General features: G+C 53.8%; 17 protein-coding genes, 1 tRNA gene and 3 rRNA genes. 13 read left to right on the top strand and 8 right to left on the bottom strand.

Annotation, left to right across the window (positions count from 1 at the left end):
* Positions 1–89: 89 nt before the first annotated feature.
* Both rbsK and rbsR read left to right on the top strand, forming a co-directional pair.
* Positions 90–1,022 (top strand): ribokinase, encoded by a 933-nt coding sequence (gene rbsK, locus LGL98_RS24935; RefSeq protein ID WP_168435292.1) that lies wholly within the window; start codon positions 90–92, stop codon positions 1,020–1,022.
* A gap of 3 nt (positions 1,023–1,025) precedes the next feature.
* Positions 1,026–2,018, top strand: coding sequence for a ribose operon transcriptional repressor RbsR (rbsR, locus tag LGL98_RS24930; protein WP_136031596.1), 993 nt, complete (start codon positions 1,026–1,028; stop codon positions 2,016–2,018).
* On the opposite strand, the gene mdtD is transcribed toward rbsR, so the two are convergent.
* Together mdtD and LGL98_RS24920 are read right to left on the bottom strand one after the other, a co-directional pair.
* Positions 2,015–3,412, bottom strand: a complete 1,398-nt coding sequence (gene mdtD / locus LGL98_RS24925; protein ID WP_136031594.1) for a multidrug transporter subunit MdtD — start codon at positions 3,410–3,412, stop codon at positions 2,015–2,017. The genes rbsR and mdtD overlap by 4 nt on opposite strands.
* A gap of 12 nt (positions 3,413–3,424) precedes the next feature.
* Positions 3,425–4,126, bottom strand: coding sequence for a FadR/GntR family transcriptional regulator (locus LGL98_RS24920; RefSeq protein ID WP_136031592.1), 702 nt, complete (start codon positions 4,124–4,126; stop codon positions 3,425–3,427).
* A 477-nt stretch (positions 4,127–4,603) separates the two neighbouring features.
* Here LGL98_RS24920 and LGL98_RS24915 point away from each other — a divergent pair.
* The 4 genes from LGL98_RS24915 to rrf all read left to right on the top strand — a co-directional run bounded on the left by LGL98_RS24915 (position 4,604) and on the right by rrf (position 9,596).
* Positions 4,604–6,143, top strand: a 16S ribosomal RNA gene (locus LGL98_RS24915).
* A gap of 85 nt (positions 6,144–6,228) precedes the next feature.
* Positions 6,229–6,304 (top strand) — tRNA-Glu (locus LGL98_RS24910).
* Between the two features lie 178 nt (positions 6,305–6,482).
* Positions 6,483–9,384, top strand: a 23S ribosomal RNA gene (locus tag LGL98_RS24905).
* A gap of 96 nt (positions 9,385–9,480) precedes the next feature.
* A 5S ribosomal RNA gene (gene rrf / locus LGL98_RS24900) occupies positions 9,481–9,596 on the top strand.
* Together the 16S, 23S and 5S rRNA genes with 1 tRNA gene alongside form the textbook arrangement of a ribosomal RNA operon.
* 180 nt (positions 9,597–9,776) lie before the next feature.
* Here rrf and mobB read toward each other — a convergent pair.
* Complete coding sequence (gene mobB, locus LGL98_RS24895) at positions 9,777–10,283, bottom strand: molybdopterin-guanine dinucleotide biosynthesis protein MobB (RefSeq protein WP_136031234.1); 507 nt, start codon at positions 10,281–10,283, stop codon at positions 9,777–9,779.
* Positions 10,280–10,861, bottom strand: a complete 582-nt coding sequence (mobA, locus tag LGL98_RS24890; RefSeq protein ID WP_136031236.1) for a molybdenum cofactor guanylyltransferase MobA — start codon at positions 10,859–10,861, stop codon at positions 10,280–10,282. The genes mobB and mobA overlap by 4 nt, the downstream gene beginning before the upstream one ends.
* A gap of 71 nt (positions 10,862–10,932) precedes the next feature.
* Between mobA and LGL98_RS24885 the strand changes: the two genes are divergently transcribed.
* The 3 genes from LGL98_RS24885 to dsbA all read left to right on the top strand — a co-directional run bounded on the left by LGL98_RS24885 (position 10,933) and on the right by dsbA (position 12,915).
* On the top strand, positions 10,933–11,202 hold the full coding sequence (locus tag LGL98_RS24885; RefSeq protein ID WP_002882612.1) for a YihD family protein: 270 nt from the start codon (positions 10,933–10,935) through the stop codon (positions 11,200–11,202).
* 75 nt (positions 11,203–11,277) lie between these two features.
* Entirely contained in the window at positions 11,278–12,264 is a 987-nt protein-coding gene (locus LGL98_RS24880) for a serine/threonine protein kinase (RefSeq protein WP_136031238.1), read from the top strand.
* 27 nt (positions 12,265–12,291) lie between these two features.
* A complete protein-coding gene (gene dsbA, locus LGL98_RS24875) occupies positions 12,292–12,915 on the top strand; it encodes a thiol:disulfide interchange protein DsbA (RefSeq protein WP_004146224.1) in 624 nt (207 codons plus the stop codon).
* A gap of 47 nt (positions 12,916–12,962) precedes the next feature.
* Here dsbA and yihG read toward each other — a convergent pair whose 3' ends face one another.
* Complete coding sequence (gene yihG, locus LGL98_RS24870) at positions 12,963–13,862, bottom strand: 1-acylglycerol-3-phosphate O-acyltransferase, YihG family (RefSeq protein WP_136031240.1); 900 nt, start codon at positions 13,860–13,862, stop codon at positions 12,963–12,965.
* Between the two features lie 396 nt (positions 13,863–14,258).
* Between yihG and polA the strand changes: the two genes are divergently transcribed.
* Together polA and spfP are read left to right on the top strand one after the other, a co-directional pair.
* Entirely contained in the window at positions 14,259–17,051 is a 2,793-nt protein-coding gene (gene polA, locus LGL98_RS24865) for a DNA polymerase I (RefSeq protein WP_136031242.1), read from the top strand.
* A 165-nt stretch (positions 17,052–17,216) separates the two neighbouring features.
* Entirely contained in the window at positions 17,217–17,264 is a 48-nt protein-coding gene (spfP, locus tag LGL98_RS26435) for a small protein SpfP (RefSeq protein ID WP_071892919.1), read from the top strand.
* A 148-nt stretch (positions 17,265–17,412) separates the two neighbouring features.
* Here the strand turns inward: spfP and yihA are convergent, their stop codons facing one another.
* On the bottom strand, positions 17,413–18,045 hold the full coding sequence (gene yihA, locus LGL98_RS24860) for a ribosome biogenesis GTP-binding protein YihA/YsxC (protein WP_136031243.1): 633 nt from the start codon (positions 18,043–18,045) through the stop codon (positions 17,413–17,415).
* Positions 18,046–18,628: 583 nt separating this feature from the next.
* On the opposite strand from yihA, the gene yihI reads away from it, so the two are divergent.
* Both yihI and hemN read left to right on the top strand, forming a co-directional pair.
* Positions 18,629–19,135 carry a Der GTPase-activating protein YihI gene (gene yihI / locus LGL98_RS24855; protein ID WP_025710904.1) on the top strand — a complete coding sequence of 169 codons (507 nt, stop codon included), beginning with the start codon at positions 18,629–18,631 and terminating at the stop codon, positions 19,133–19,135.
* 188 nt (positions 19,136–19,323) lie between these two features.
* Positions 19,324–20,697 carry an oxygen-independent coproporphyrinogen III oxidase gene (gene hemN / locus LGL98_RS24850; RefSeq protein ID WP_136031246.1) on the top strand — a complete coding sequence of 458 codons (1,374 nt, stop codon included), beginning with the start codon at positions 19,324–19,326 and terminating at the stop codon, positions 20,695–20,697.
* A gap of 35 nt (positions 20,698–20,732) precedes the next feature.
* On the opposite strand, the gene LGL98_RS24845 is transcribed toward hemN, so the two are convergent.
* Both LGL98_RS24845 and glnG read right to left on the bottom strand, forming a co-directional pair.
* Positions 20,733–20,843 (bottom strand): YshB family small membrane protein, encoded by a 111-nt coding sequence (locus LGL98_RS24845; protein WP_004152951.1) that lies wholly within the window; start codon positions 20,841–20,843, stop codon positions 20,733–20,735.
* Between the two features lie 110 nt (positions 20,844–20,953).
* Positions 20,954–22,363 carry a nitrogen regulation protein NR(I) gene (gene glnG, locus LGL98_RS24840; RefSeq protein ID WP_008807911.1) on the bottom strand — a complete coding sequence of 470 codons (1,410 nt, stop codon included), beginning with the start codon at positions 22,361–22,363 and terminating at the stop codon, positions 20,954–20,956.
* Positions 22,364–22,368 lie beyond the last annotated feature (5 nt).

Raw genomic sequence — 22,368 nt, 5'->3', positions numbered from 1 at the left:
GACTGGCAACGGTCCGAGGGACAATATAAAAAAAGAAAAGCAGGGCATGCGCCACCGGATCCCGGTGGCGCGCTTTCCCGGGAACAGAAATGATGAAAACCGCAGGCAAACTTGTCGTCCTTGGCAGTATTAATGCCGATCACATTCTTAACCTTGACACTTTCCCGACGCCGGGCGAAACCGTCACCGGCAACCACTATCAGGTGGCGTTCGGTGGTAAAGGGGCCAACCAGGCGGTGGCCGCCGGGCGCAGTGGAGCGGATATCGCGTTTATCGCCTGCACCGGCGATGACGATATCGGTGACCGCATCCGTCGTCAGCTGGCGAGCGATAAAATCGACGTGGCGCCTGTGCGCGCAGTCGCCGGGGAAGCGACCGGCGTGGCGTTAATCTTCGTTAACGCCGAAGGTGAGAATGTCATCGGTATTCATGCTGGCGCCAATGCGGCATTATCAGTCGCTCAGGTAGAGGCGGAAAAAGAGCGGATCGCCAGCGCACAGGCGTTGTTGATGCAGCTGGAGTCACCGCTGGAGAGCGTGCTGGCGGCGGCGAAAATCGCTCATCACCATCAGACCACCGTAGTGCTGAACCCTGCGCCAGCGCGTGAACTACCGGATGAACTGCTGGCGCTGGTGGATATTATTACCCCTAACGAAACCGAAGCGGAAAAGCTGACCGGTATTCGCGTTGAGAGTGACGAAGATGCGGCAAAAGCCGCCGACGTACTGCATGCCAAAGGCATTGGTACGGTGATGATCACCCTCGGCAGCCGCGGCGTCTGGCTCAGTGCCGAAGGCGAAAGCCGGCGGATCCCGGGCTTTCGGGTGCAGGCCATTGATACTATCGCGGCCGGTGATACCTTTAACGGCGCGCTGGTGACCGCGCTGCTGGAAGGGACTTCCCTGCCAGAAGCGATCCGCTTTGCGCATGCTGCCGCGGCGATCGCCGTGACCCGCAAAGGCGCGCAGCCGTCCGTGCCGTGGCGCACAGAGATTGATGAATTTTTAGCGCAACAGGGGTAATGCTTGGCTACGATGAAAGATGTGGCCCGCGTCGCGGGCGTTTCCACATCGACGGTGTCACACGTCATCAATAAGGACCGCTTTGTCAGCGAGGCGATTACCGCCAAAGTCGACGCCGCGATCAAAAGCCTCAACTACGCCCCCTCTGCGCTGGCGCGTAGCCTCAAGCTTAATCAAACCCGCACCATCGGCATGCTGATTACCGCCAGTACCAATCCGTTTTATTCGGAACTGGTGCGGGGCGTGGAGCGCAGCTGCTTTGAGCGGGGTTATAGTCTCGTGCTCTGTAATACGGAAGGTGATGAGCAGCGAATGAATCGTAATCTGGAGACGCTAATGCAAAAACGCGTCGATGGATTACTTCTGCTGTGCACAGAGACTCATCAGCCCTCTCCGGAAATCATGCAGCGCTATCCGTCGGTACCGACGGTCATGATGGACTGGGCCCCCTTTGATGGCGATAGCGATCTGATTCAGGATAACTCGCTGCTCGGCGGCGATATGGCGACCCAGTATCTGATTGACCAGGGGCATTCACGCATTGCCTGTATTGCCGGCCCGCTGGATAAAACCCCGGCGCGTCTGCGCCTTGAAGGTTACCATGCTGCGATGGCGCGCTGCGGCCTGCCAGTTGCCGACGGATACGTGGTGACCAGTGATTTTGAGTTTGGCGGCGGGTTTAGCGCGATGCAGCAGCTGCTGGCTTTGCCGCAGCGGCCGCAGGCGGTGTTTGTCGGCAACGATGCGATGGCGGTTGGCGCTTATCAGGCGTTGTACCAGGCCGGTTTGCAGATCCCGCAGGACATGGCGCTGGTGGGCTACGATGATATTGAGCTGGCACGCTATATGACGCCGCCGTTGACCACCATTCATCAGCCAAAAGATGAGCTGGGAGAACTGGCCATCGATGTGTTGATCCATCGAATGGCCGATCCGCAGCAAAAACAGCAGCGCGTTCAGTTAACGCCGGAGCTGGTGGTTCGCGGCTCCGCTTAGCGTTTGTGCCGCTCGCTAATCAGGTTGCGGCCATCCTTCGCTCTTAACAGCATAAACATCAGCGCCGATATGATGGTTATCACGCCCATGGTTATAAAGGTGTAGTGAAACTGCTGTACCGTGCTGGCATTGTCAAAACCTTCATAGAAGCGCAGCACCGCAGCGCTGATGGCCACCCCGAGACTGATTGAAAGCTGCTGGGTCACCGCCAACAGGCTATTACCGCTGCTGGCATTGTCATCCGTCAGATCGGCCAGCGTAATGGTATTCATCGAGGTAAACTGCGTGGACATCGCCATCCCCAGCACAAAAAGTGGCAGAAGAAGCATCCACAGCGGCATCTCTGGCGACTGCAGCGAGAACTGGGCAATCATAAGGCCAATAAACACCGTGATCCCCACCAGGGTCTTACGATAGCCAAACCAGCGCAGCACCTGGGTAACGGTAGATTTCGCAATAATGGAGCCGATAGCGGTAGGGGCAATCATACAGCCGGCAATAATAGCCGGATAGCCGAAGCCAACCTGCAGCATCAGCGGCATCAGAAACGGCACGCAGCCGGTACCCAACCGCGTGGCGAGGTTGCCGGCGATGCCGACCGAGAACGTGTGGGTCTTAAATAAAGAGAGCGAGATTAGCGGCGCCGGATGGCGACGCGCGTGGCGAATATAGGCCAGGAGCAGTAACAGACTGACGGCAATTACGGCCAGCGCCAGCCATGTCGCCACGATTTTTTCCCCAAACAGTTCAATGCCGCTGGAAAACAGTACCAGGCTTAAGCCGAATAGCAGAAAACCGATCGTATCGAAGCGCCGGCGCGGCGTTGTGAAATTCGGCATATATTTTCGGGCATACAGAATGCCAATCACGCCGATGGGAATGTTTATCAGGAAAATCCAATGCCAGCTGGCCCAGGTGACAAATACCCCGCCGAGTACCGGGCCCAGAATTGGCCCCACCAGACCCGGCATGGTCACAAAGTTCAGCACTGGCAGCAGCTCGCTGCGGGGATAGGCGCGCAGCAGCGCCAGCCTCGCCACCGGCATCATCATCGCCCCGCCGATCCCCTGAATCACGCGAAAAATGACCAGCTCCATTAATGAACTGGAGAGGGCGCAGGCAAGTGAGCCGAGGGTGAACAGACTCACGGCGATAATAAAGACCCGGCGCGTGCCGAAGCGATCGGCCAGCCAGCCGCTGACCGGGATCAGCATCGCCACCGTCAGCGTATAGCTGATAATGGCCGACTGCATTGCTAACGGGGAACGATTCAGGCTGTGGGCGATAGCCGGAAGGGCGGTATTAAGAATGGTGGCATCCAGCGCCTGCATAAAGAAGGCCATCGCCGCGATCCACGGCAGGCCGGCCATGCTGCGCCCTTTTTTTCCGCTCATGCCAAATCCTTGTTATTGATTTACGTGGTGTGGGGCGTTCAACAACGCCTGGCAGGCGAGCAACGCCCCCGGCGCATCACTGTTAAGAATGGCATCGACAATCGCCTGGTGGAGATCGAGCTTCACCACTTCATTTTGCGTAATCGATGTGAAGTAGGTGTGGTAGACCGAATGAAACAGCGAGGCGAAAGAGCTGAGGAAAGGATTACCACTCATTTCATAGATATGTTCATGCCAGGCCATATCGACTTCTATCCAGCGTTCGCGCTGAAAATGGCGTTTCAGAGCAATCATCTCTTCCATTAATGTATTGAGCTGCGCTTTTTGCCCGGCGGTGCCGTGGGTGGCGGCGAGAAAACAGGCCTGGGGCTCCAGGCTGCTGCGCATGACGAGAAAGTGGCTCACCACTTCTTCAAAGTTATCTTCTGTTAGCCACCAGGAGAGCAGTTCCTTATCAAGGAAGTTCCAGCTGCTGCGCGGCATCACCCGGGTACCAATGCGAGGGCGAGGCAGCAACATGCCTTTTGCCGTGAGCGTTTTCACTGCTTCACGGACGGCAGTACGGCTCACACCGAACTGCTCACCCAACTCCATTTCGCCGGGAAGAATGCTTTCCGGCTGATATTCGCCAGTCAGTATTTTTTGGGCGAGCTTCTCGGCCAGTACCCAGGAGATGTTCTTTTGTGCCGCCAGTTGCTGTGCGCTTAAAGACATAAATGCCGTTCCTTTCTTTTCTTTACTCTAACAGTATGCCACCAGGCGCCCCGTTTCGTCGGTTAAAACGCCAAAACGGTGGTTTTTTGCGACTTTCCTCGCCGCATTGTTGAAAAAAGAGACGGTTGAAAAGTTTTTTTGAATTTCCCCTTGTCACCTCAGAATTACTCCCTATAATGCGCCTCCACTGACACGGAACAACGGCAAACAAGCCGCCGGGTCAGCGGGGTTACGGTGAAAACCTCACAGAGAAAAGCAAAAATAAATGCTTGACTCTGCAGCGGGAAAGCGTAATATGCACACCCCGCGCCGCAGCGAAAAACGAAGCGGCACTGCTCTTTAACAATTTATCAGACAATCTGTGTGGGCACTCAAAGTGACATGGATTCTTAACGTCCTCGGACGAAAAATGAATACCAAGTCTCTGAGTGAACATACGTAATTCATTACGAAGTTTAATTCACGAGCATCAAACTTAAATTGAAGAGTTTGATCATGGCTCAGATTGAACGCTGGCGGCAGGCCTAACACATGCAAGTCGAGCGGTAGCACAGAGAGCTTGCTCTCGGGTGACGAGCGGCGGACGGGTGAGTAATGTCTGGGAAACTGCCTGATGGAGGGGGATAACTACTGGAAACGGTAGCTAATACCGCATAACGTCGCAAGACCAAAGTGGGGGACCTTCGGGCCTCATGCCATCAGATGTGCCCAGATGGGATTAGCTAGTAGGTGGGGTAACGGCTCACCTAGGCGACGATCCCTAGCTGGTCTGAGAGGATGACCAGCCACACTGGAACTGAGACACGGTCCAGACTCCTACGGGAGGCAGCAGTGGGGAATATTGCACAATGGGCGCAAGCCTGATGCAGCCATGCCGCGTGTGTGAAGAAGGCCTTCGGGTTGTAAAGCACTTTCAGCGGGGAGGAAGGCAATAAGGTTAATAACCTTGTTGATTGACGTTACCCGCAGAAGAAGCACCGGCTAACTCCGTGCCAGCAGCCGCGGTAATACGGAGGGTGCAAGCGTTAATCGGAATTACTGGGCGTAAAGCGCACGCAGGCGGTCTGTCAAGTCGGATGTGAAATCCCCGGGCTCAACCTGGGAACTGCATTCGAAACTGGCAGGCTAGAGTCTTGTAGAGGGGGGTAGAATTCCAGGTGTAGCGGTGAAATGCGTAGAGATCTGGAGGAATACCGGTGGCGAAGGCGGCCCCCTGGACAAAGACTGACGCTCAGGTGCGAAAGCGTGGGGAGCAAACAGGATTAGATACCCTGGTAGTCCACGCCGTAAACGATGTCGATTTGGAGGTTGTGCCCTTGAGGCGTGGCTTCCGGAGCTAACGCGTTAAATCGACCGCCTGGGGAGTACGGCCGCAAGGTTAAAACTCAAATGAATTGACGGGGGCCCGCACAAGCGGTGGAGCATGTGGTTTAATTCGATGCAACGCGAAGAACCTTACCTGGTCTTGACATCCACAGAACTTAGCAGAGATGCTTTGGTGCCTTCGGGAACTGTGAGACAGGTGCTGCATGGCTGTCGTCAGCTCGTGTTGTGAAATGTTGGGTTAAGTCCCGCAACGAGCGCAACCCTTATCCTTTGTTGCCAGCGGTCCGGCCGGGAACTCAAAGGAGACTGCCAGTGATAAACTGGAGGAAGGTGGGGATGACGTCAAGTCATCATGGCCCTTACGACCAGGGCTACACACGTGCTACAATGGCATATACAAAGAGAAGCGACCTCGCGAGAGCAAGCGGACCTCATAAAGTATGTCGTAGTCCGGATTGGAGTCTGCAACTCGACTCCATGAAGTCGGAATCGCTAGTAATCGTAGATCAGAATGCTACGGTGAATACGTTCCCGGGCCTTGTACACACCGCCCGTCACACCATGGGAGTGGGTTGCAAAAGAAGTAGGTAGCTTAACCTTCGGGAGGGCGCTTACCACTTTGTGATTCATGACTGGGGTGAAGTCGTAACAAGGTAACCGTAGGGGAACCTGCGGTTGGATCACCTCCTTACCTTAAAGAACCTGCCTTTGTAGTGCTCACACAGATTGTCTGATGAACGTAAAGAAGCAAGGCGTCTTGCGATTGAGACTTCAGTGTCCCCTTCGTCTAGAGGCCCAGGACACCGCCCTTTCACGGCGGTAACAGGGGTTCGAATCCCCTAGGGGACGCCACTTGCTGGTTCGTGAGTGAAAGACGCGTGCCGATATATCTCAAAACTCATCTTCGGGTGACGTTTGAGATATTTGCTCTTTAAAAATCTGGATCAAGCTGAAAATTGAAACGACACACTGTTTAAGTGTGTTCGAGTCTCTCAAATTTTCGCAATCTGAAGACATCTTCGGGTTGTGAGGTTAAGCGACTAAGCGTACACGGTGGATGCCCTGGCAGTCAGAGGCGATGAAGGACGTGCTAATCTGCGAAAAGCGTCGGTAAGGTGATATGAACCGTTATAACCGGCGATGTCCGAATGGGGAAACCCAGTGCAATTCGTTGCACTATCGTTAACTGAATACATAGGTTAACGAGGCGAACCGGGGGAACTGAAACATCTAAGTACCCCGAGGAAAAGAAATCAACCGAGATTCCCCCAGTAGCGGCGAGCGAACGGGGAGCAGCCCAGAGTCTGAATCAGCTTGTGTGTTAGTGGAACGGTCTGGAAAGTCCGACGGTACAGGGTGATAGTCCCGTACACCAAAATGCACAGGTTGTGAACTCGAAGAGTAGGGCGGGACACGTGGTATCCTGTCTGAATATGGGGGGACCATCCTCCAAGGCTAAATACTCCTGACTGACCGATAGTGAACCAGTACCGTGAGGGAAAGGCGAAAAGAACCCCGGCGAGGGGAGTGAAAAAGAACCTGAAACCGTGTACGTACAAGCAGTGGGAGCACCTTCGGGTGTGACTGCGTACCTTTTGTATAATGGGTCAGCGACTTATATTCTGTAGCAAGGTTAACCGTATAGGGGAGCCGCAGGGAAACCGAGTCTTAACTGGGCGTTAAGTTGCAGGGTATAGACCCGAAACCCGGTGATCTAGCCATGGGCAGGTTGAAGGTTGGGTAACACTAACTGGAGGACCGAACCGACTAATGTTGAAAAATTAGCGGATGACTTGTGGCTGGGGGTGAAAGGCCAATCAAACCGGGAGATAGCTGGTTCTCCCCGAAAGCTATTTAGGTAGCGCCTCGTGAATTCATCTTCGGGGGTAGAGCACTGTTTCGGCTAGGGGGTCATCCCGACTTACCAACCCGATGCAAACTACGAATACCGAAGAATGTTATCACGGGAGACACACGGCGGGTGCTAACGTCCGTCGTGAAGAGGGAAACAACCCAGACCGCCAGCTAAGGTCCCAAAGTCATGGTTAAGTGGGAAACGATGTGGGAAGGCCCAGACAGCCAGGATGTTGGCTTAGAAGCAGCCATCATTTAAAGAAAGCGTAATAGCTCACTGGTCGAGTCGGCCTGCGCGGAAGATGTAACGGGGCTAAACCATGCACCGAAGCTGCGGCAGCGACACTATGTGTTGTTGGGTAGGGGAGCGTTCTGTAAGCCTGCGAAGGTGACCTGTGAGGGTTGCTGGAGGTATCAGAAGTGCGAATGCTGACATAAGTAACGATAAAGCGGGTGAAAAGCCCGCTCGCCGGAAGACCAAGGGTTCCTGTCCAACGTTAATCGGGGCAGGGTGAGTCGACCCCTAAGGCGAGGCCGAAAGGCGTAGTCGATGGGAAACAGGTTAATATTCCTGTACTTGGTGTTACTGCGAAGGGGGGACGGAGAAGGCTATGTCATCCGGGCGACGGTTGTCCCGGTTTAAGCATGTAGGCTGGTTATCCAGGCAAATCCGGATAATCAAGGCTGAGGTGTGATGACGAGGTACCACGGTACTGAAGTGACAGATGCCCTGCTTCCAGGAAAAGCCTCTAAGCATCAGGTAACATTAAATCGTACCCCAAACCGACACAGGTGGTCAGGTAGAGAATACCAAGGCGCTTGAGAGAACTCGGGTGAAGGAACTAGGCAAAATGGTGCCGTAACTTCGGGAGAAGGCACGCTGGTGTGTAGGTGAAGTCCCTGCGGACGGAGCTGAGACCAGTCGAAGATACCAGCTGGCTGCAACTGTTTATTAAAAACACAGCACTGTGCAAACACGAAAGTGGACGTATACGGTGTGACGCCTGCCCGGTGCCGGAAGGTTAATTGATGGGGTTATCCGTAAGGAGAAGCTCTTGATCGAAGCCCCGGTAAACGGCGGCCGTAACTATAACGGTCCTAAGGTAGCGAAATTCCTTGTCGGGTAAGTTCCGACCTGCACGAATGGCGTAATGATGGCCAGGCTGTCTCCACCCGAGACTCAGTGAAATTGAACTCGCTGTGAAGATGCAGTGTACCCGCGGCAAGACGGAAAGACCCCGTGAACCTTTACTATAGCTTGACACTGAACATTGAGCCTTGATGTGTAGGATAGGTGGGAGGCTTTGAAGCGTGGACGCCAGTCTGCGTGGAGCCAACCTTGAAATACCACCCTTTAATGTTTGATGTTCTAACGTCGACCCGTAATCCGGGTTGCGGACAGTGTCTGGTGGGTAGTTTGACTGGGGCGGTCTCCTCCCAAAGCGTAACGGAGGAGCACGAAGGTTAGCTAATCCTGGTCGGACATCAGGAGGTTAGTGCAATGGCATAAGCTAGCTTGACTGCGAGCGTGACGGCGCGAGCAGGTGCGAAAGCAGGTCATAGTGATCCGGTGGTTCTGAATGGAAGGGCCATCGCTCAACGGATAAAAGGTACTCCGGGGATAACAGGCTGATACCGCCCAAGAGTTCATATCGACGGCGGTGTTTGGCACCTCGATGTCGGCTCATCACATCCTGGGGCTGAAGTAGGTCCCAAGGGTATGGCTGTTCGCCATTTAAAGTGGTACGCGAGCTGGGTTTAGAACGTCGTGAGACAGTTCGGTCCCTATCTGCCGTGGGCGCTGGAGAATTGAGGGGGGCTGCTCCTAGTACGAGAGGACCGGAGTGGACGCATCACTGGTGTTCGGGTTGTCATGCCAATGGCACTGCCCGGTAGCTAAATGCGGAAGAGATAAGTGCTGAAAGCATCTAAGCACGAAACTTGCCCCGAGATGAGTTCTCCCTGAGACTATAAGTCTCCTGAAGGAACGTTGAAGACGACGACGTTGATAGGCCGGGTGTGTAAGCGCAGCGATGCGTTGAGCTAACCGGTACTAATGAACCGTGAGGCTTAACCTTACAACGCCGAAGATGTTTTGGCGGATTGAGAGAATTTTCAGCTCTGATACAGATTAATCAGTACGTCTTAAAGACGGGCTGATAAAACAGAATTTGCCTGGCGGCACTAGCGCGGTGGTCCCACCTGACCCCATGCCGAACTCAGAAGTGAAACGCCGTAGCGCCGATGGTAGTGTGGGGTCTCCCCATGTGAGAGTAGGGAACTGCCAGGCATCAAACAAGTGAAGAGCCCATCCTGCCGGATGGGCTTTTTGCGTTTCAGTCGTCCTGGCAGCGTGCCGGTATGCCTCCCCGGTGGCGCTGCGCTTACCGGGGCTACAAAACCGTAGCCCGGACAAGGTGCGTAGCACCGCCTCCGGGAAAATCCCACCTATATCACCGTCGATAAATGACTATTGCCTCTCTAACCAACTCACAATAAATGTCGCTATCTGTTGAATATCATTTAAATCCAACTGCGGAAGCGAGGTCGCGATGGGCACATCGCTGGCCACGGCGATGGTATGCTCATCAATTACCAGCTCTTCTACACGATGGCCGCTGTTTTGCCGAAAAAGCAGGATCTTCGGCACAGGTTCATGTTTGAACCCCTCCACTAAAACCAGGTCCAGTTTGCTGGCATCCATTCGACTGACCAGCCACGTGAGATCTAATTCCGGCTTCTCTGGCGTCTCGGTCATCAATGCCCACCGCTGTTCGCTGGCGACAATGGTTTGCGCAGCGCCCGCCTTACGCAGTTCATAGCTATCTTTGCCCGGCTTATCCACGTCCATATCATGATGGGTGTGCTTTATCAGTCCCGGGCGTAATCCTTGAGCACACAGATCAGGAATTAGACGCTTTAATAATGTCGTTTTTCCGGTACCGCTCCAGGCGGCAATCGCTAATAGCGGGATCATGATGGCTCCTGCATACGTTGCAAATCCTCTAGCGTATTCACATTCATAAAAGCTGATTTCACCTCGCTGAAGCTGACCGAATGCCCGCCCATCTGGCGCATAAACATCATTACCCGGCGTTCGCCGCTGGCAAGATAAGCCTCCAGATGCGGAATGATTTGACGATGCGCCAGCGCAACGGCGGGATGATCCCGCTCGCCGTCATGGGCCCAAACGACCGGTGCGTCCCCTCTCTGCTGGATAAAGCGCTCAACTAAAAATGGCGGAATGAAGGGCGTGTCGCAGGGGCAAAAAACAAACCATGGACTCGCGACCTGCTGCATCACGGCAAGCATACCGGCTAAAGGACCTGGGTAACCCGTCTGCGTATCGCGAAACACCGGATATCCACTGGCTTGCCACTGCGTAAGGTGACGGTTGGCGCTAATCACTAACTTATCTACCTGCGGGGCTAATGTCTCTGCGACGTGACGCCATAGAGGGCGACCATTGAGCAACTGCAATCCTTTATCAATGCCCCCCATCCGCGTGGCCCTACCGCCCGCCAGCACGACGCCGGTTATCGCCTCGCTTTGCATATGAATATCGCCTCTTTCATTGTGGGATTGACCCTGTTAACTTGTCTCTATCAAGAGTAAGGAGCATGACCATGAAATGTAAACGTCTGAATGAAGTAATTGAACTCCTCCAGCCTGCCTGGCAAAAAGAGCCTGAACTGAATCTGATGCAATTTTTGCAGAAGCTGGCGAAAGAGGCCGGCTATGATGGCGAACTGAGCGATCTTTCCGACGATATTCTGATCTATCATCTGAAGATGCGCGACTCTTCCAAAGATGCCGTTATCCCGGGTATTCAGAAGGATTATGAAGAGGACTTTAAAACCGCGCTGCTGCGCGCCCGCGGGGTAATAAAAGAGTAAAAGGTTGTAAGCGCTACCGCGTAAAACGCAATGAGATGATATCCTGAACTATTCGTACGATTATCGGATGTCAGGATGCACGATAAGGCTTTTACTTTTCAGACGCTTCGCCCGGATACCATTATCGATGGGTTATTCGATCTGGGTATGCGGGTGGACTCCGGTCTCACCCCGCTAAACAGCTATGAGAACCGCGTTTATCAGTTCCAGGACGAAGAGCGCCATCGCTATGTGGTAAAGTTCTATCGTCCTGAGCGCTGGTCCGCAGAACAGATCCTTGAAGAACACCAGTTTGCGCTTCAGCTTGTAGAGGATGAAGTGCCCGTTGCTGCGCCGCTCTTAGTTAACGACAGCACGCTTCATCAGCATCAGGGATTCTACTTTGCCGTGTTCCCAAGCCTTGGCGGCCGTCAGTTCGAAGCGGATAACCTTGATCAGATGGAATGGGTTGGCCGCTATCTGGGGCGTCTGCACCAGACTGGCCGCAAACAGCGCTTTACTGCTCGCCCGGAAATTGGCGTGCAGGAGTATTTGCTGGAACCGCGCCAGGTGTTTGAACAGGCGACACTTATCCCCTCTGGCCTGAAGGCCGATTTCCTGAAGGCGACCGATAAACTCATTGCTGCTGTCATGCAGCAATGGCACGGTTGCGGGAATACGTTGCGTCTGCACGGTGACTGCCATGCGGGTAATATCCTCTGGCGCGACGGGCCACTGTTTGTCGACTTAGATGATGCGCGCACCGGCCCGGCAATTCAGGATCTGTGGATGCTGCTCAACGGCGATAAGGCTGAACAGCGTATGCAGCTGGAGACGATCATCGAGGCCTATGAGGAATTCAGCCCTTTTAACAGCGATGAAATCGCGCTAATTGAACCTTTACGCGCTATGCGACTGGTTTATTATCTGGCGTGGTTGCTCAGACGCTGGGACGATCCCGCTTTTCCGGTCAATTTCCCCTGGTTAACCGGGGAGGATTACTGGCGGGGACAGACGTCGACTTTTCTTGAGCAGGTGAAGGTTCTACAGGAACCCCCGCTTCAGTTAACGCCAATGTATTAATGTGATATATCCAGGAGAGAGTAAATCATGAAAAAAGTTTGGCTGGCGCTGGCTGGTATGATTCTGGCTTTTAGTGCATCCGCTGCCCAGATCACCGACGGCAAGCAGTACATTACCCTTGATAAGCCGATTGCTGGCGAGCCGCAGGTGCTTGAGTTCTTTTCATTCTACTGCCCGCACTGCTACCAGTTTGAAGAAGTACTGCATGTCTCTGACAATGTGCGTCAGAAACTGCCGGAAGGCACCAAAATGACCAAATACCACGTTGAGTTCCTGGGCCCGCTGGGCAAGGATCTGACGCAGGCATGGGCGGTGGCCATCGCGCTGGGCGTTGAAGACAAAATTACTGCCCCGATGTTCGAAGCCGTGCAGAAAAACCAGACTGTGCAGAGTGTGGCTGACATTCGTAAAGTGTTTGTCGACGCTGGCGTGAAAGGGGAAGACTACGATGCCGCATGGAATAGCTTCGTGGTGAAATCTCTGGTCGCTCAGCAAGAGAAAGCGGCAGCCGATCTGCAGCTGCAGGGCGTACCGGCTATGTATGTTAATGGTAAATACCAGCTGAACCCGCAGGGGATGGATACCAGCAATATGGATGTCTTCGTCGCACAATATGCGGATACCGTGAAGCAACTGGTAGAGAAGAAATAAAAAAACGCCGGTCACTGACCGGCGTTACTTTATCTGTTTTGCAATAGCTACTGTTCTTTGTCCCGCATGATGTCAGTCAACTGACGGTCTTTCTCTTCCCATAGGCCATTCAGCCAGCGCTGGAAGCCACGCTTAAAGTTCTTATCGTTAACGTAATCGCCGTGCAGCTCTTCGCCAATAGGGACCAGATTGATACGTACTACAATGCGCGTCAGGCGGCCGCTTAACATATCGTAAAATGGTCTTGTATGATTATCCGGGTAGCACAGCGTGACGTTCAGCAGTTTATCGAACTGCGAACCGAGTACGTTGAGCGCCATGGCGATACCAGCGGCTTTCGGCGGTAACAAGTTGTGGTAAGGAGAGCGCGTTTCGCGCTTTTTTTCTTCGGTAAAACGCGAGCCTTCCACAAAATTGACGATAGTCGTCGGATGCGCGCGAAATTTTTCACACGAACGGCGGGTGGTTTCGACATCTTTACCGCGGCGCTCCGGGTGACGAATAAGATAGCTGCGCGAGTAGCGGCGCATAAAGGGCATATCCAGCGCCCAGCAGGCGAGGCCAATGAAGGGTACCCATGCCAGCTGTTGTTTAAGGAAGTACTTATTCATCGGAATATGCTTGCGGAACAGCACGCACAGCACCACGATATCTGCCCAACTATGGTGGTTGCTGATCAGCAGATACCAGTTCTTTTTGTTCAGGCCTTCCAGCCCCTGAACGTCCCATTTTAGCCAGGGATTGAGATGCAACAGCAGCGCCAGCCCTTCGCACCAGCAGTACATCATAAAATTGCAAAAAATGGATATAGAGCGCCATACCGCAGGAACAGGGACCAGCAGTTTAATCAGCCCGGCGACGATGATCGGTACAGAGCAGATAATGGTGACTAAGATGGTTAAGGCGATACTCAGCGGAAGTGTTATCGCAGCGAGTAATCTCGACATAGTTAGTTTATTCAGAAAGTTAGGCTGACAAAGAGCGCCTTTAAGCTGCGCAAGAGGCTGATTTTACCAGAAAACGCGGCAAATGACGGGTGTTACGAGAACAGAAAAAAACAAGGATCTTCTATCCACATGGAACATTGGGTCATCAAATTGATGCCAGGATCGTCGGTATGTTTTTAACTAGCTGATATATAAAGACTAATAGTATTTATTCATTTATTTTCAAGGTTGGATAAGCTGACGCAGTAAAACTATGCACAAAGTTATCCACAAGCAAAGTTGTCATGCGATCGCGACGATCATTGAATCTTTTCCGCGAAATGCGGGAAAAATTCAGGATTTCATGCCCGTCTGTGGCATCCTTTACCCATAATCTGATAAACAGGCACGGAAATTATGGTTCAGATCCCAGAAAACCCTCTCATCCTCGTTGACGGCTCCTCCTATCTTTATCGGGCGTATCATGCGTTTCCGCCGCTAACTAACAGCGCAGGGGAGCCCACCGGGGCCATGTACGGCGTACTCAATATGCTGCGCAGTTTGATCCTGCAGTATCAACCCACCCACGCCGTCGTGGTCTTTGATGCGAAAGGGAAAACCTTCCGTGATGAATTGTTCGAACATTACAAGTCCCACCGCCCGCCGATGCCGGACGATCTGCGTGCGCAGATCGAGCCTTTGCATAAGATGGTGAAAGCGATGGGGTTACCGCTGATGGCGGTTCCGGGCGTTGAAGCCGACGATGTGATTGGCACCCTGGCGCGGGAAGCGGAAAGGGCGGGTCGTCCGGTGCTGATCAGCACCGGTGATAAAGACATGGCTCAGCTGGTGACGCCGGGGATCACCCTGATCAATACCATGACCAACACCATCCTCGGACCGGATGAGGTAGTCATCAAATATGGCGTCCCGCCGGAGCTGATTATCGATTTCCTGGCGCTGATGGGCGACTCCTCGGATAACATTCCTGGCGTGCCGGGCGTGGGCGAAAAGACCGCCCAGGCGCTGCTGCAAGGCCTTGGCGGCCTCGATACGCTGTATGCGGAACCGGAGAAGATCGCTGAACTGAGCTTCCGCGGCGCGAAAACGATGGCGGCGAAGCTCGAGCAGAACAAGGATGTGGCTTATCTCTCTTATCAGCTGGCGACCATAAAAACCGACGTCGAGCTGGAACTCACGTGCGAAGAGCTGGAGGTGCAGCCACCGGCGGCTGACGATTTGCTGGCGCTGTTCAGGCAGTATGAGTTTAAGCGCTGGACAACCGACGTTGAGGCCGGAAAATGGCTGCAAGCGAAGGGGGGCAAACCGGCCGCTAAACCTGCAGAGCCTACGGCAGCGGCACAGGCAGAAGCAGAGGATGAACCGGCCTCCGCCCTTTCAGCAGAGCATTATGTCACTATCCTTGATGAGGCTACGCTGCTCACCTGGATCGATAAGCTGAAGCAGGCGCCGCTCTTTGCCTTTGATACGGAAACCGACAGCCTGGATAATATTTCCGCCAATATGGTCGGCCTTTCATTCGCTGTTGAGCCGGGTGTGGCCGCCTATGTTCCGGTGGCGCATGATTACCTTGATGCGCCGGATCAGATCCCGCGCGATCGCGTGTTGGCGCTGCTTAAACCGCTGCTGGAGGATGAGAAGCTGCTCAAGGTCGGGCAAAATCTCAAATACGATCGCGGTATTTTGGCCAATTATGACATTGAGCTGCGCGGGATTGCGTTCGATACCATGCTGGAATCCTACATTCTCGACAGCGTGGCGGGCCGCCACGATATGGATAGTCTTTCCGACCGCTGGCTGAAGCATAAAACTATTACCTTTGAAGAGATCGCCGGTAAAGGAAAGAACCAGCTCACCTTTAACCAGATTGCGCTGGAAGAGGCTGGTCGCTACGCGGCGGAAGACGCAGACGTTACGCTCCAGCTGCATCTGAAGATGTGGCCGAAGCTGCAGCAGCATGAAGGCCCGCTGAATATCTTTAAGCAGATCGAAATGCCGCTGGTGCCGGTGCTGTCGCGCGTTGAGCGCAACGGTGTGAAAATCGATCCTGCTGTGCTGCATGCGCACTCGCAGGAGATCGCCCAGCGTCTGGTTGAACTGGAACAGCGCGCGCATGAGATTGCCGGGGAAGCGTTTAATCTCTCCTCCACTAAACAGCTGCAAACGATCCTGTTTGAAAAACAGGGTATCAAGCCGCTGAAGAAAACGCCGGGCGGCGCGCCGTCCACTTCTGAAGAAGTGCTGGAAGAGCTGGCGCTGGATTATCCGTTACCGAAAGTGATTCTGGAGTATCGTGGGCTGGCGAAGCTGAAGTCCACCTATACCGATAAGTTGCCGCTGATGATTAACCCCAAAACGGGCCGCGTGCATACTTCCTATCATCAGGCGGTCACCGCTACCGGTCGTTTGTCATCTACCGATCCCAACTTGCAAAACATTCCGGTGCGTAACGAAGAAGGGCGACGGATTCGCCAGGCGTTCATCGCGCCGGAAGATTACGTCATTGTCTCGGCGGACTACTCGCAAATCGAGCTGCGCATTATGGCGCACCTGTCACGAGATAAAGGACTGCTGACCGCTTTCGCTGAAGGGAAAGATATTCACCGGGCGACAGCGGCTGAAGTATTTGGCTTACCACTGGACAGCGTCAGCAGCGAACAGCGCCGCAGTGCGAAAGCCATCAACTTCGGTCTGATCTACGGTATGAGCGCCTTCGGCCTGGCCCGCCAGCTGAACATCCCGCGTAAGGAAGCGCAGAAATACATGGATCTTTATTTCGAGCGTTACCCGGGCGTCCTGGAGTATATGGAGCGCACCCGCGCTCAGGCGAAAGAGCAAGGGTATGTTGAAACGCTGGATGGTCGTCGACTTTATCTGCCGGATATCAAATCCAGCAATGGTGCCCGTCGCGCCGGTGCCGAGCGCGCAGCGATCAACGCCCCGATGCAGGGGACGGCAGCGGATATCATTAAACGGGCAATGATTGCCGTTGATGAATGGCTGCGAAACGAGCAACCTCGCGTGCGGATGATCATGCAGGTTCACGATGAACTGGTCTTTGAAGTGCACAAAGATGAGCTTGATGTGGTGTCGAAGAAGATCCATGAACTGATGGAGAACAGCACCACCCTGGCGGTACCGTTGCTGGTGGAAGTGGGCAGCGGAGAAAACTGGGATCAAGCGCACTAAGTATACAAAGCACAAAGCGATTTTCTGTAAGTAAGCAACATAACTTATAGCGTTTTGTGAGGATCATTTGAATTTGCTATGTAAATAGTGAAAAAAAACTACAAAAAATGCTTTATCCGTGAGCGAAAGAAGAGTAAAGTTATTCGCGTAGGGTACAGAGGTAAGATGTTCTATCTTTCAGACCTTTTACTTCACGTAATCGGATTTGGCTGAATATTTTAGCCGCCCCGGTCATTTATGACCGGGGCGTTTTTTATTGCGTGAAAGGAAAGTCGTGGAGTAAAAGTACACACAGGTGCACTTTCCTGGTAGAGAATCCGGACAAGGGACTGTTACGCTCTTATCCGGTCGATTATGACGATTACTCTTCGTTTACACTCTCTTCCTGCGGCGGGATGTCATTAAACCAGCTATCCAGCTTCTGGCGCAGTTTATCCACTCCCTGCTTCTTCAGTGAAGAGAAGGCTTCCACCTGCACATCACCGTTAAAGGCAATCGCCGCTTCCCGAACCATATTGATCTGAGCTTTACGCGCACCGCTGGCCAGTTTGTCCGCTTTAGTTAACAGCACCAGTACCGGGATGTTGCTCTCCACGGCCCACTGAATCATCTGCTGATCGAGATCTTTAAGCGGATGACGAATGTCCATCAGCACCACGAGACCCTTCAGGCACAGACGTTTTTCCAGGTATTCCCCCAGCGCACGCTGCCATTTGATCTTCATCTCTTCCGGGACTTGCGCATAACCATAGCCGGGCAGGTCGACCAGGCGTTTGCCTTCTGCGACTTCGAACAGGTTTATCAGTTGCGTACGTCCGGGCGTTTTGGAGGTGCGCGCCAGGTTTTTCTGGTTGGTCAGCGTATTCAGCGCGCTGGATTTCCCCGCATTGGAGCGGCCGGCGAACGCCACTTCAATACCAGTATCGGCAGGAAGATGGCGGATATCTGGCGCGCTAGTGACAAAGTGCGTCAGTTGATAATTCCAGTTGGTCAAGACGGTCGTCTCCGTTAAAACAGGCTATGGCAGGGATTATACCTGAACAGCAGAAAAAGGCTGTTTTTACCGCACGTCGGTTCTGTAAGTAAAAACCATGCTCTTTGTGAGACATTGGCTATTCTTCGTATAGGACATACCTGAGAGAAATGAGACTATATGGTAGTAACTTTCTGAAAATAAATGATTTATAAAAATAGAGAAATCTGAAAATGAATTTTTAACGGCCAGACTGGTTGTCGATTTTTGTCAACAAGGTAAAGTAATACACAACGGCGGGGATGCTGAAAGGATTAGGACTCAGGACGAGGAGTCAGGAAGCGCCAGGAGGCGAAGACCATAGGATTGTCAGGATGACGCGCGTCTTGGAGACGTTTCAAAGGGAAAAGGAAGCAACAAGGATAGTTGGACGCTAAGGGAAAGACAGGGTGAGTCGTTAGCGAACAGGGAAAGAAGAGCCCGTTAAGGGTGGTCAGTGAGGAAAAAGGCGACAGAGTAATCTGTCGCCTTTTTTCTTTGCTTGCTTTCTGCTAGATTCCGCCTCAATTCTATACTGAATATTACTGTCTGAAGATTACACATCATGAAAAAACCGACATCCGCCACCCGTGGCAAATCCGGCCGCAAGTCGCGTGAAGAATTAAATCAGGAAGCTCGCGATCGCAAACGGCAGAAGAAACATCGTGGCCATGCGGCTGGAAGTCGCGCGAATGGCGGCGATGCGGCTTCAGCGGGTAAAAAACAGCGTCAGGCGCAAGATCCGCGCGTGGGTAGTAAAAAACCGATCCCGCTGGGCGTAAGCGAAAGCAGTACCCCAGCTCCCAAGCAGCATAAACCAAAGAGCGAGAAACCTATGCTTTCACCGCAGGCTGAGCTGGAGTTGCTGGAGAATGATGAGCGCCTGGACGCGCTGCTGGAACGTCTGGAAGAGGGCGGCACCCTGAATGCTGAAGAGCAGAGCTGGGTGGACGCCAAACTGGATCGCATTGATGAGCTGATGCAGCAGCTCGGCCTCTCTTACGATGACGAAGATGAAGAAGAGGAAGAACGTCAGGAAGATATGATGCGTCTGCTGAAGGGTGGAAACTAACATTTGCATCCCATCGGATTCCCGGTACTGCTTATAACCCTTCTGGTTATATGTTATCTGCTGTGGTTATTCGTTAAACTACGACGGTTGTCGCGGCGTCAGAAATGGCTGCGCAACCGGCTCATGACCCGCGGTGCGGTGGGGCCGGGACGGCGTACCCGTCGGCGGCACCATCGGAAGGAGTGAGCATGTCTGAGCAGATAATCGACTGGGATCTGGCCCTGATCCAGAAATATAACTATTCCGGGCCGCGCTATACCTCGTATCCCACCGCGCTGGAGTTTTCACCGCAATTCGGCGCGGCGGAATTCGATGCCGCTGTGGCCCGTTACCCACAGCGTCCCCTGTCGCTGTACGTGCATATCCCGTTTTGCCATAAGCTGTGTTATTTCTGCGGCTGCAATAAGATAGTCACCCGCCAACAGCATAAAGCCGATCAATATCTTGATGTCCTTGAACAGGAGATCATTCACCGCGCGCCGCTGTTTGCCAGTCGTCAGGTTAAGCAATTGCATTGGGGAGGCGGCACGCCAACCTATCTCAATAAGGCGCAAATCAGTCGTCTGATGGATCTGTTGCGCAGCCACTTCCATTTCAGCGCGGAAGCCGAGATCTCCATTGAGGTCGATCCGCGTGAGATCGAGCTGGATGTCCTCGATCATTTACGCGCTGAGGGTTTCAACCGCCTGAGTATGGGCGTGCAGGACTTCAATAAAGAGGTTCAGCGCCTGGTTAACCGTGAGCAAGACGAAGCGTTCATCTTTGATTTGCTCCACCATGCGCGGGAGATTGGTTTTACCTCAACCAATATCGACCTCATCTACGGCCTGCCGAAGCAAACGCCGGAGAGCTTCGCCTTTACCCTGCAAAAGGTTGCCGAGCTTAATCCTGACCGTCTGAGCGTGTTTAACTACGCGCATCTGCCCACGCTCTTTGCCGCTCAGCGGAAGATTAAAGATGCCGATCTGCCCTCCGCTGAACAGAAGCTGGAGATCCTCCAGGAGACCATCGGCTCGCTGACGGCGGCAGGCTATCAGTTTATCGGCATGGACCACTTTGCACGCCCAGACGATGAATTAGCGGTCGCGCAACGTCATGGCATACTACACCGCAATTTCCAGGGTTACACCACCCAGGGGGATACTGATCTGCTGGGGATGGGCGTTTCGGCGATCAGCATGATTGGCGACAGCTACGCCCAGAACCAAAAAGAGCTCAAGCAGTACTACCAGCAGGTGGCAGAGCAAGGGGACGCTCTGTGGCGCGGGATCGCGTTAACTCGCGATGACTGTTTGCGTCGCGACGTGATTAAGGCGCTGATCTGTAACTTCCGGCTGGATATCGCGGCGGTCGAGACGCAGTGGGACGTGGATTTTGCGTCTTATTTTGCCGAGGATCTGAAGCTGCTGGCGCCGCTGGCGCATGACGGGCTGGTGGAGGTGGATAGTAAGGCTATTCAGGTAACAGCGAAAGGCCGCCTGCTGATCCGCAACATCTGTATGTGCTTTGATGCCTATCTACGGCAAAAGGCCCGGATGCAGCAGTTCTCACGGGTTATTTAATGTTTTCCCCCTCTCCCGCAGGAGAGGGGGAATAATTAGCTAAACAGCCCGACCAGCGCAGCGCACAGCACGGCAGCGACTGCCGTTTGTGGCGTGTGACTCGCAGCGGCGCCGCTCGATATCATACTCACCAGTGATTCAAACATGATGCTCTCCCCTAATGCCGGGCACGATCATACTCAACTCATCGGAACAGTAAAGTACAAAATAGCAGCACTTTGCGCTGATCGGCGATTTTTCATCATGCCGTTAATCACTACTCCATGCCCAACTCTTTTAGCTTACGTGTCAGAGTATTACGCCCCCATCCCAGCAGGCGCGCAGCCTCCTGCTTGTGCCCCTGAGTATGGCGCAGGGCGGTCGTCAGCAGCGTGCGCTCCATTTCGGGTTGCGCTTCTGAAAGCAAGTTTTGATGACCGGATCGCAGCGCCCGATCGGCCCACTGACCCAGCAGCGTCGCCCAGCTGTCGGGCTGCATCTGCGTCGGGCTGTCCGGAACCGTGGTCTCAAACAGTTCGCTCGGCAGATCCTGCGTCAGCACCTCCTGGCCGGCGGCCATGACGGTGAGCCAGCGACAGGTGTTTTCCAGCTGACGGACGTTGCCTGGCCACGCCAGGCGGGTCAGCGCTGTCTCCGTTTCCGGATGCAGCTGTTTGGCTTCAACACCCAGCTCACGGGCGGCTATCTGCAGAAAATGGCGGGCCAGACGCGGAATATCTTCCCGGCGCTCGCGCAGCGGCGGCAAATGTACCCGGATAACGTTCAGGCGGTGGAATAAATCTTCCCGGAATTTCCCCTCCTGCACCCGTTGCTCCAGATTCTGGTGGGTGGCGGCGATGATCCGCACATCGACCTTCACCGGCGCGTAGCCGCCCACGCGATAAAACTGACCATCCGCCAGTACGCGCAGCAGACGAGTCTGGACATCAAGCGGCATATCGCCAATTTCATCCAGGAACAGCGTACCGCCGTCAGCCTGTTCAAAGCGACCCTGACGGACGGTATTGGCGCCGGTAAAGGCTCCTTTTTCATGGCCGAACAGTTCGGACTCAATCAGGTCCTTGGGGATCGCCGCCATATTCAACGCGATAAACGGCGCTTTTGAACGTGGGCTATGGCGATGCAGGGCATGTGCGACAAGCTCTTTACCGGTACCGGATTCGCCATTGATCAGCACGCTGATGGATGAGCGCGACAAGCGGCCAATAATACGAAAGACATCCTGCATAGCTGGCGCTTCGCCAATGATATCGGCGGTTGGGCTACTTATCGGCGCATTTCGCGGCTGCTGTTGCTCCTGATAGTGGCTTATCGCCCGGTCGACGAGGGCGACGGCTTCATCGATATCAAAAGGTTTGGGCAGATAATCAAACGCGCCCTGCTGATAAGCGCTGACCGCGGCGTCCAGATCGGAATGCGCAGTCATTATGATGACCGGAAGCATTGGATGGCGCTGCTTAATCTGTTTGAGCAGCGCCAGACCATCCATTCCCGGCATACGGATATCTGACAGCAGTACATCCGGGGTTTTGGTGGTGAGGGCATCTAGCACCTCATTGCCGCTTTCGAACGTTGTGCAGCTCAAGCCGGCCCCGGTGAGCGCGCGTTCAAGCACCCAGCGGATGGAGCTATCGTCATCAACGATCCAGGCTATCCCTCGTTGCATAAACA

The sequence above is a fragment of the Klebsiella africana genome (assembly GCF_020526085.1).
GTDB lineage: Bacteria > Pseudomonadota > Gammaproteobacteria > Enterobacterales > Enterobacteriaceae > Klebsiella > Klebsiella africana.
Note: the sequence above shows the minus strand (reverse complement) of the source record. Positions and strands in the feature narration are given on the sequence as shown.

What these genes read in the sequence shown, in the direction of transcription:
- rbsK (WP_168435292.1), top strand. Translation starts at nt 90, where the DNA reads ATGATGAAAACCGCAGGCAAACTTGTCGTCCTTGGCAGTATTAATGCC.
- mdtD (WP_136031594.1), bottom strand. Translation starts at nt 3,412, where the DNA reads ATGAGCGGAAAAAAAGGGCGCAGCATGGCCGGCCTGCCGTGGATCGCG.
- LGL98_RS24920 (WP_136031592.1), bottom strand. Translation starts at nt 4,126, where the DNA reads ATGTCTTTAAGCGCACAGCAACTGGCGGCACAAAAGAACATCTCCTGG.
- mobB (WP_136031234.1), bottom strand. Translation starts at nt 10,283, where the DNA reads ATGATCCCGCTATTAGCGATTGCCGCCTGGAGCGGTACCGGAAAAACG.
- mobA (WP_136031236.1), bottom strand. Translation starts at nt 10,861, where the DNA reads ATGCAAAGCGAGGCGATAACCGGCGTCGTGCTGGCGGGCGGTAGGGCC.
- LGL98_RS24885 (WP_002882612.1), top strand. Translation starts at nt 10,933, where the DNA reads ATGAAATGTAAACGTCTGAATGAAGTAATTGAACTCCTCCAGCCTGCC.
- LGL98_RS24880 (WP_136031238.1), top strand. Translation starts at nt 11,278, where the DNA reads ATGCACGATAAGGCTTTTACTTTTCAGACGCTTCGCCCGGATACCATT.
- dsbA (WP_004146224.1), top strand. Translation starts at nt 12,292, where the DNA reads ATGAAAAAAGTTTGGCTGGCGCTGGCTGGTATGATTCTGGCTTTTAGT.
- yihG (WP_136031240.1), bottom strand. Translation starts at nt 13,862, where the DNA reads ATGTCGAGATTACTCGCTGCGATAACACTTCCGCTGAGTATCGCCTTA.
- polA (WP_136031242.1), top strand. Translation starts at nt 14,259, where the DNA reads ATGGTTCAGATCCCAGAAAACCCTCTCATCCTCGTTGACGGCTCCTCC.
- yihI (WP_025710904.1), top strand. Translation starts at nt 18,629, where the DNA reads ATGAAAAAACCGACATCCGCCACCCGTGGCAAATCCGGCCGCAAGTCG.
- hemN (WP_136031246.1), top strand. Translation starts at nt 19,324, where the DNA reads ATGTCTGAGCAGATAATCGACTGGGATCTGGCCCTGATCCAGAAATAT.
- LGL98_RS24845 (WP_004152951.1), bottom strand. Translation starts at nt 20,843, where the DNA reads ATGTTTGAATCACTGGTGAGTATGATATCGAGCGGCGCCGCTGCGAGT.
- glnG (WP_008807911.1), bottom strand. Translation starts at nt 22,363, where the DNA reads ATGCAACGAGGGATAGCCTGGATCGTTGATGACGATAGCTCCATCCGC.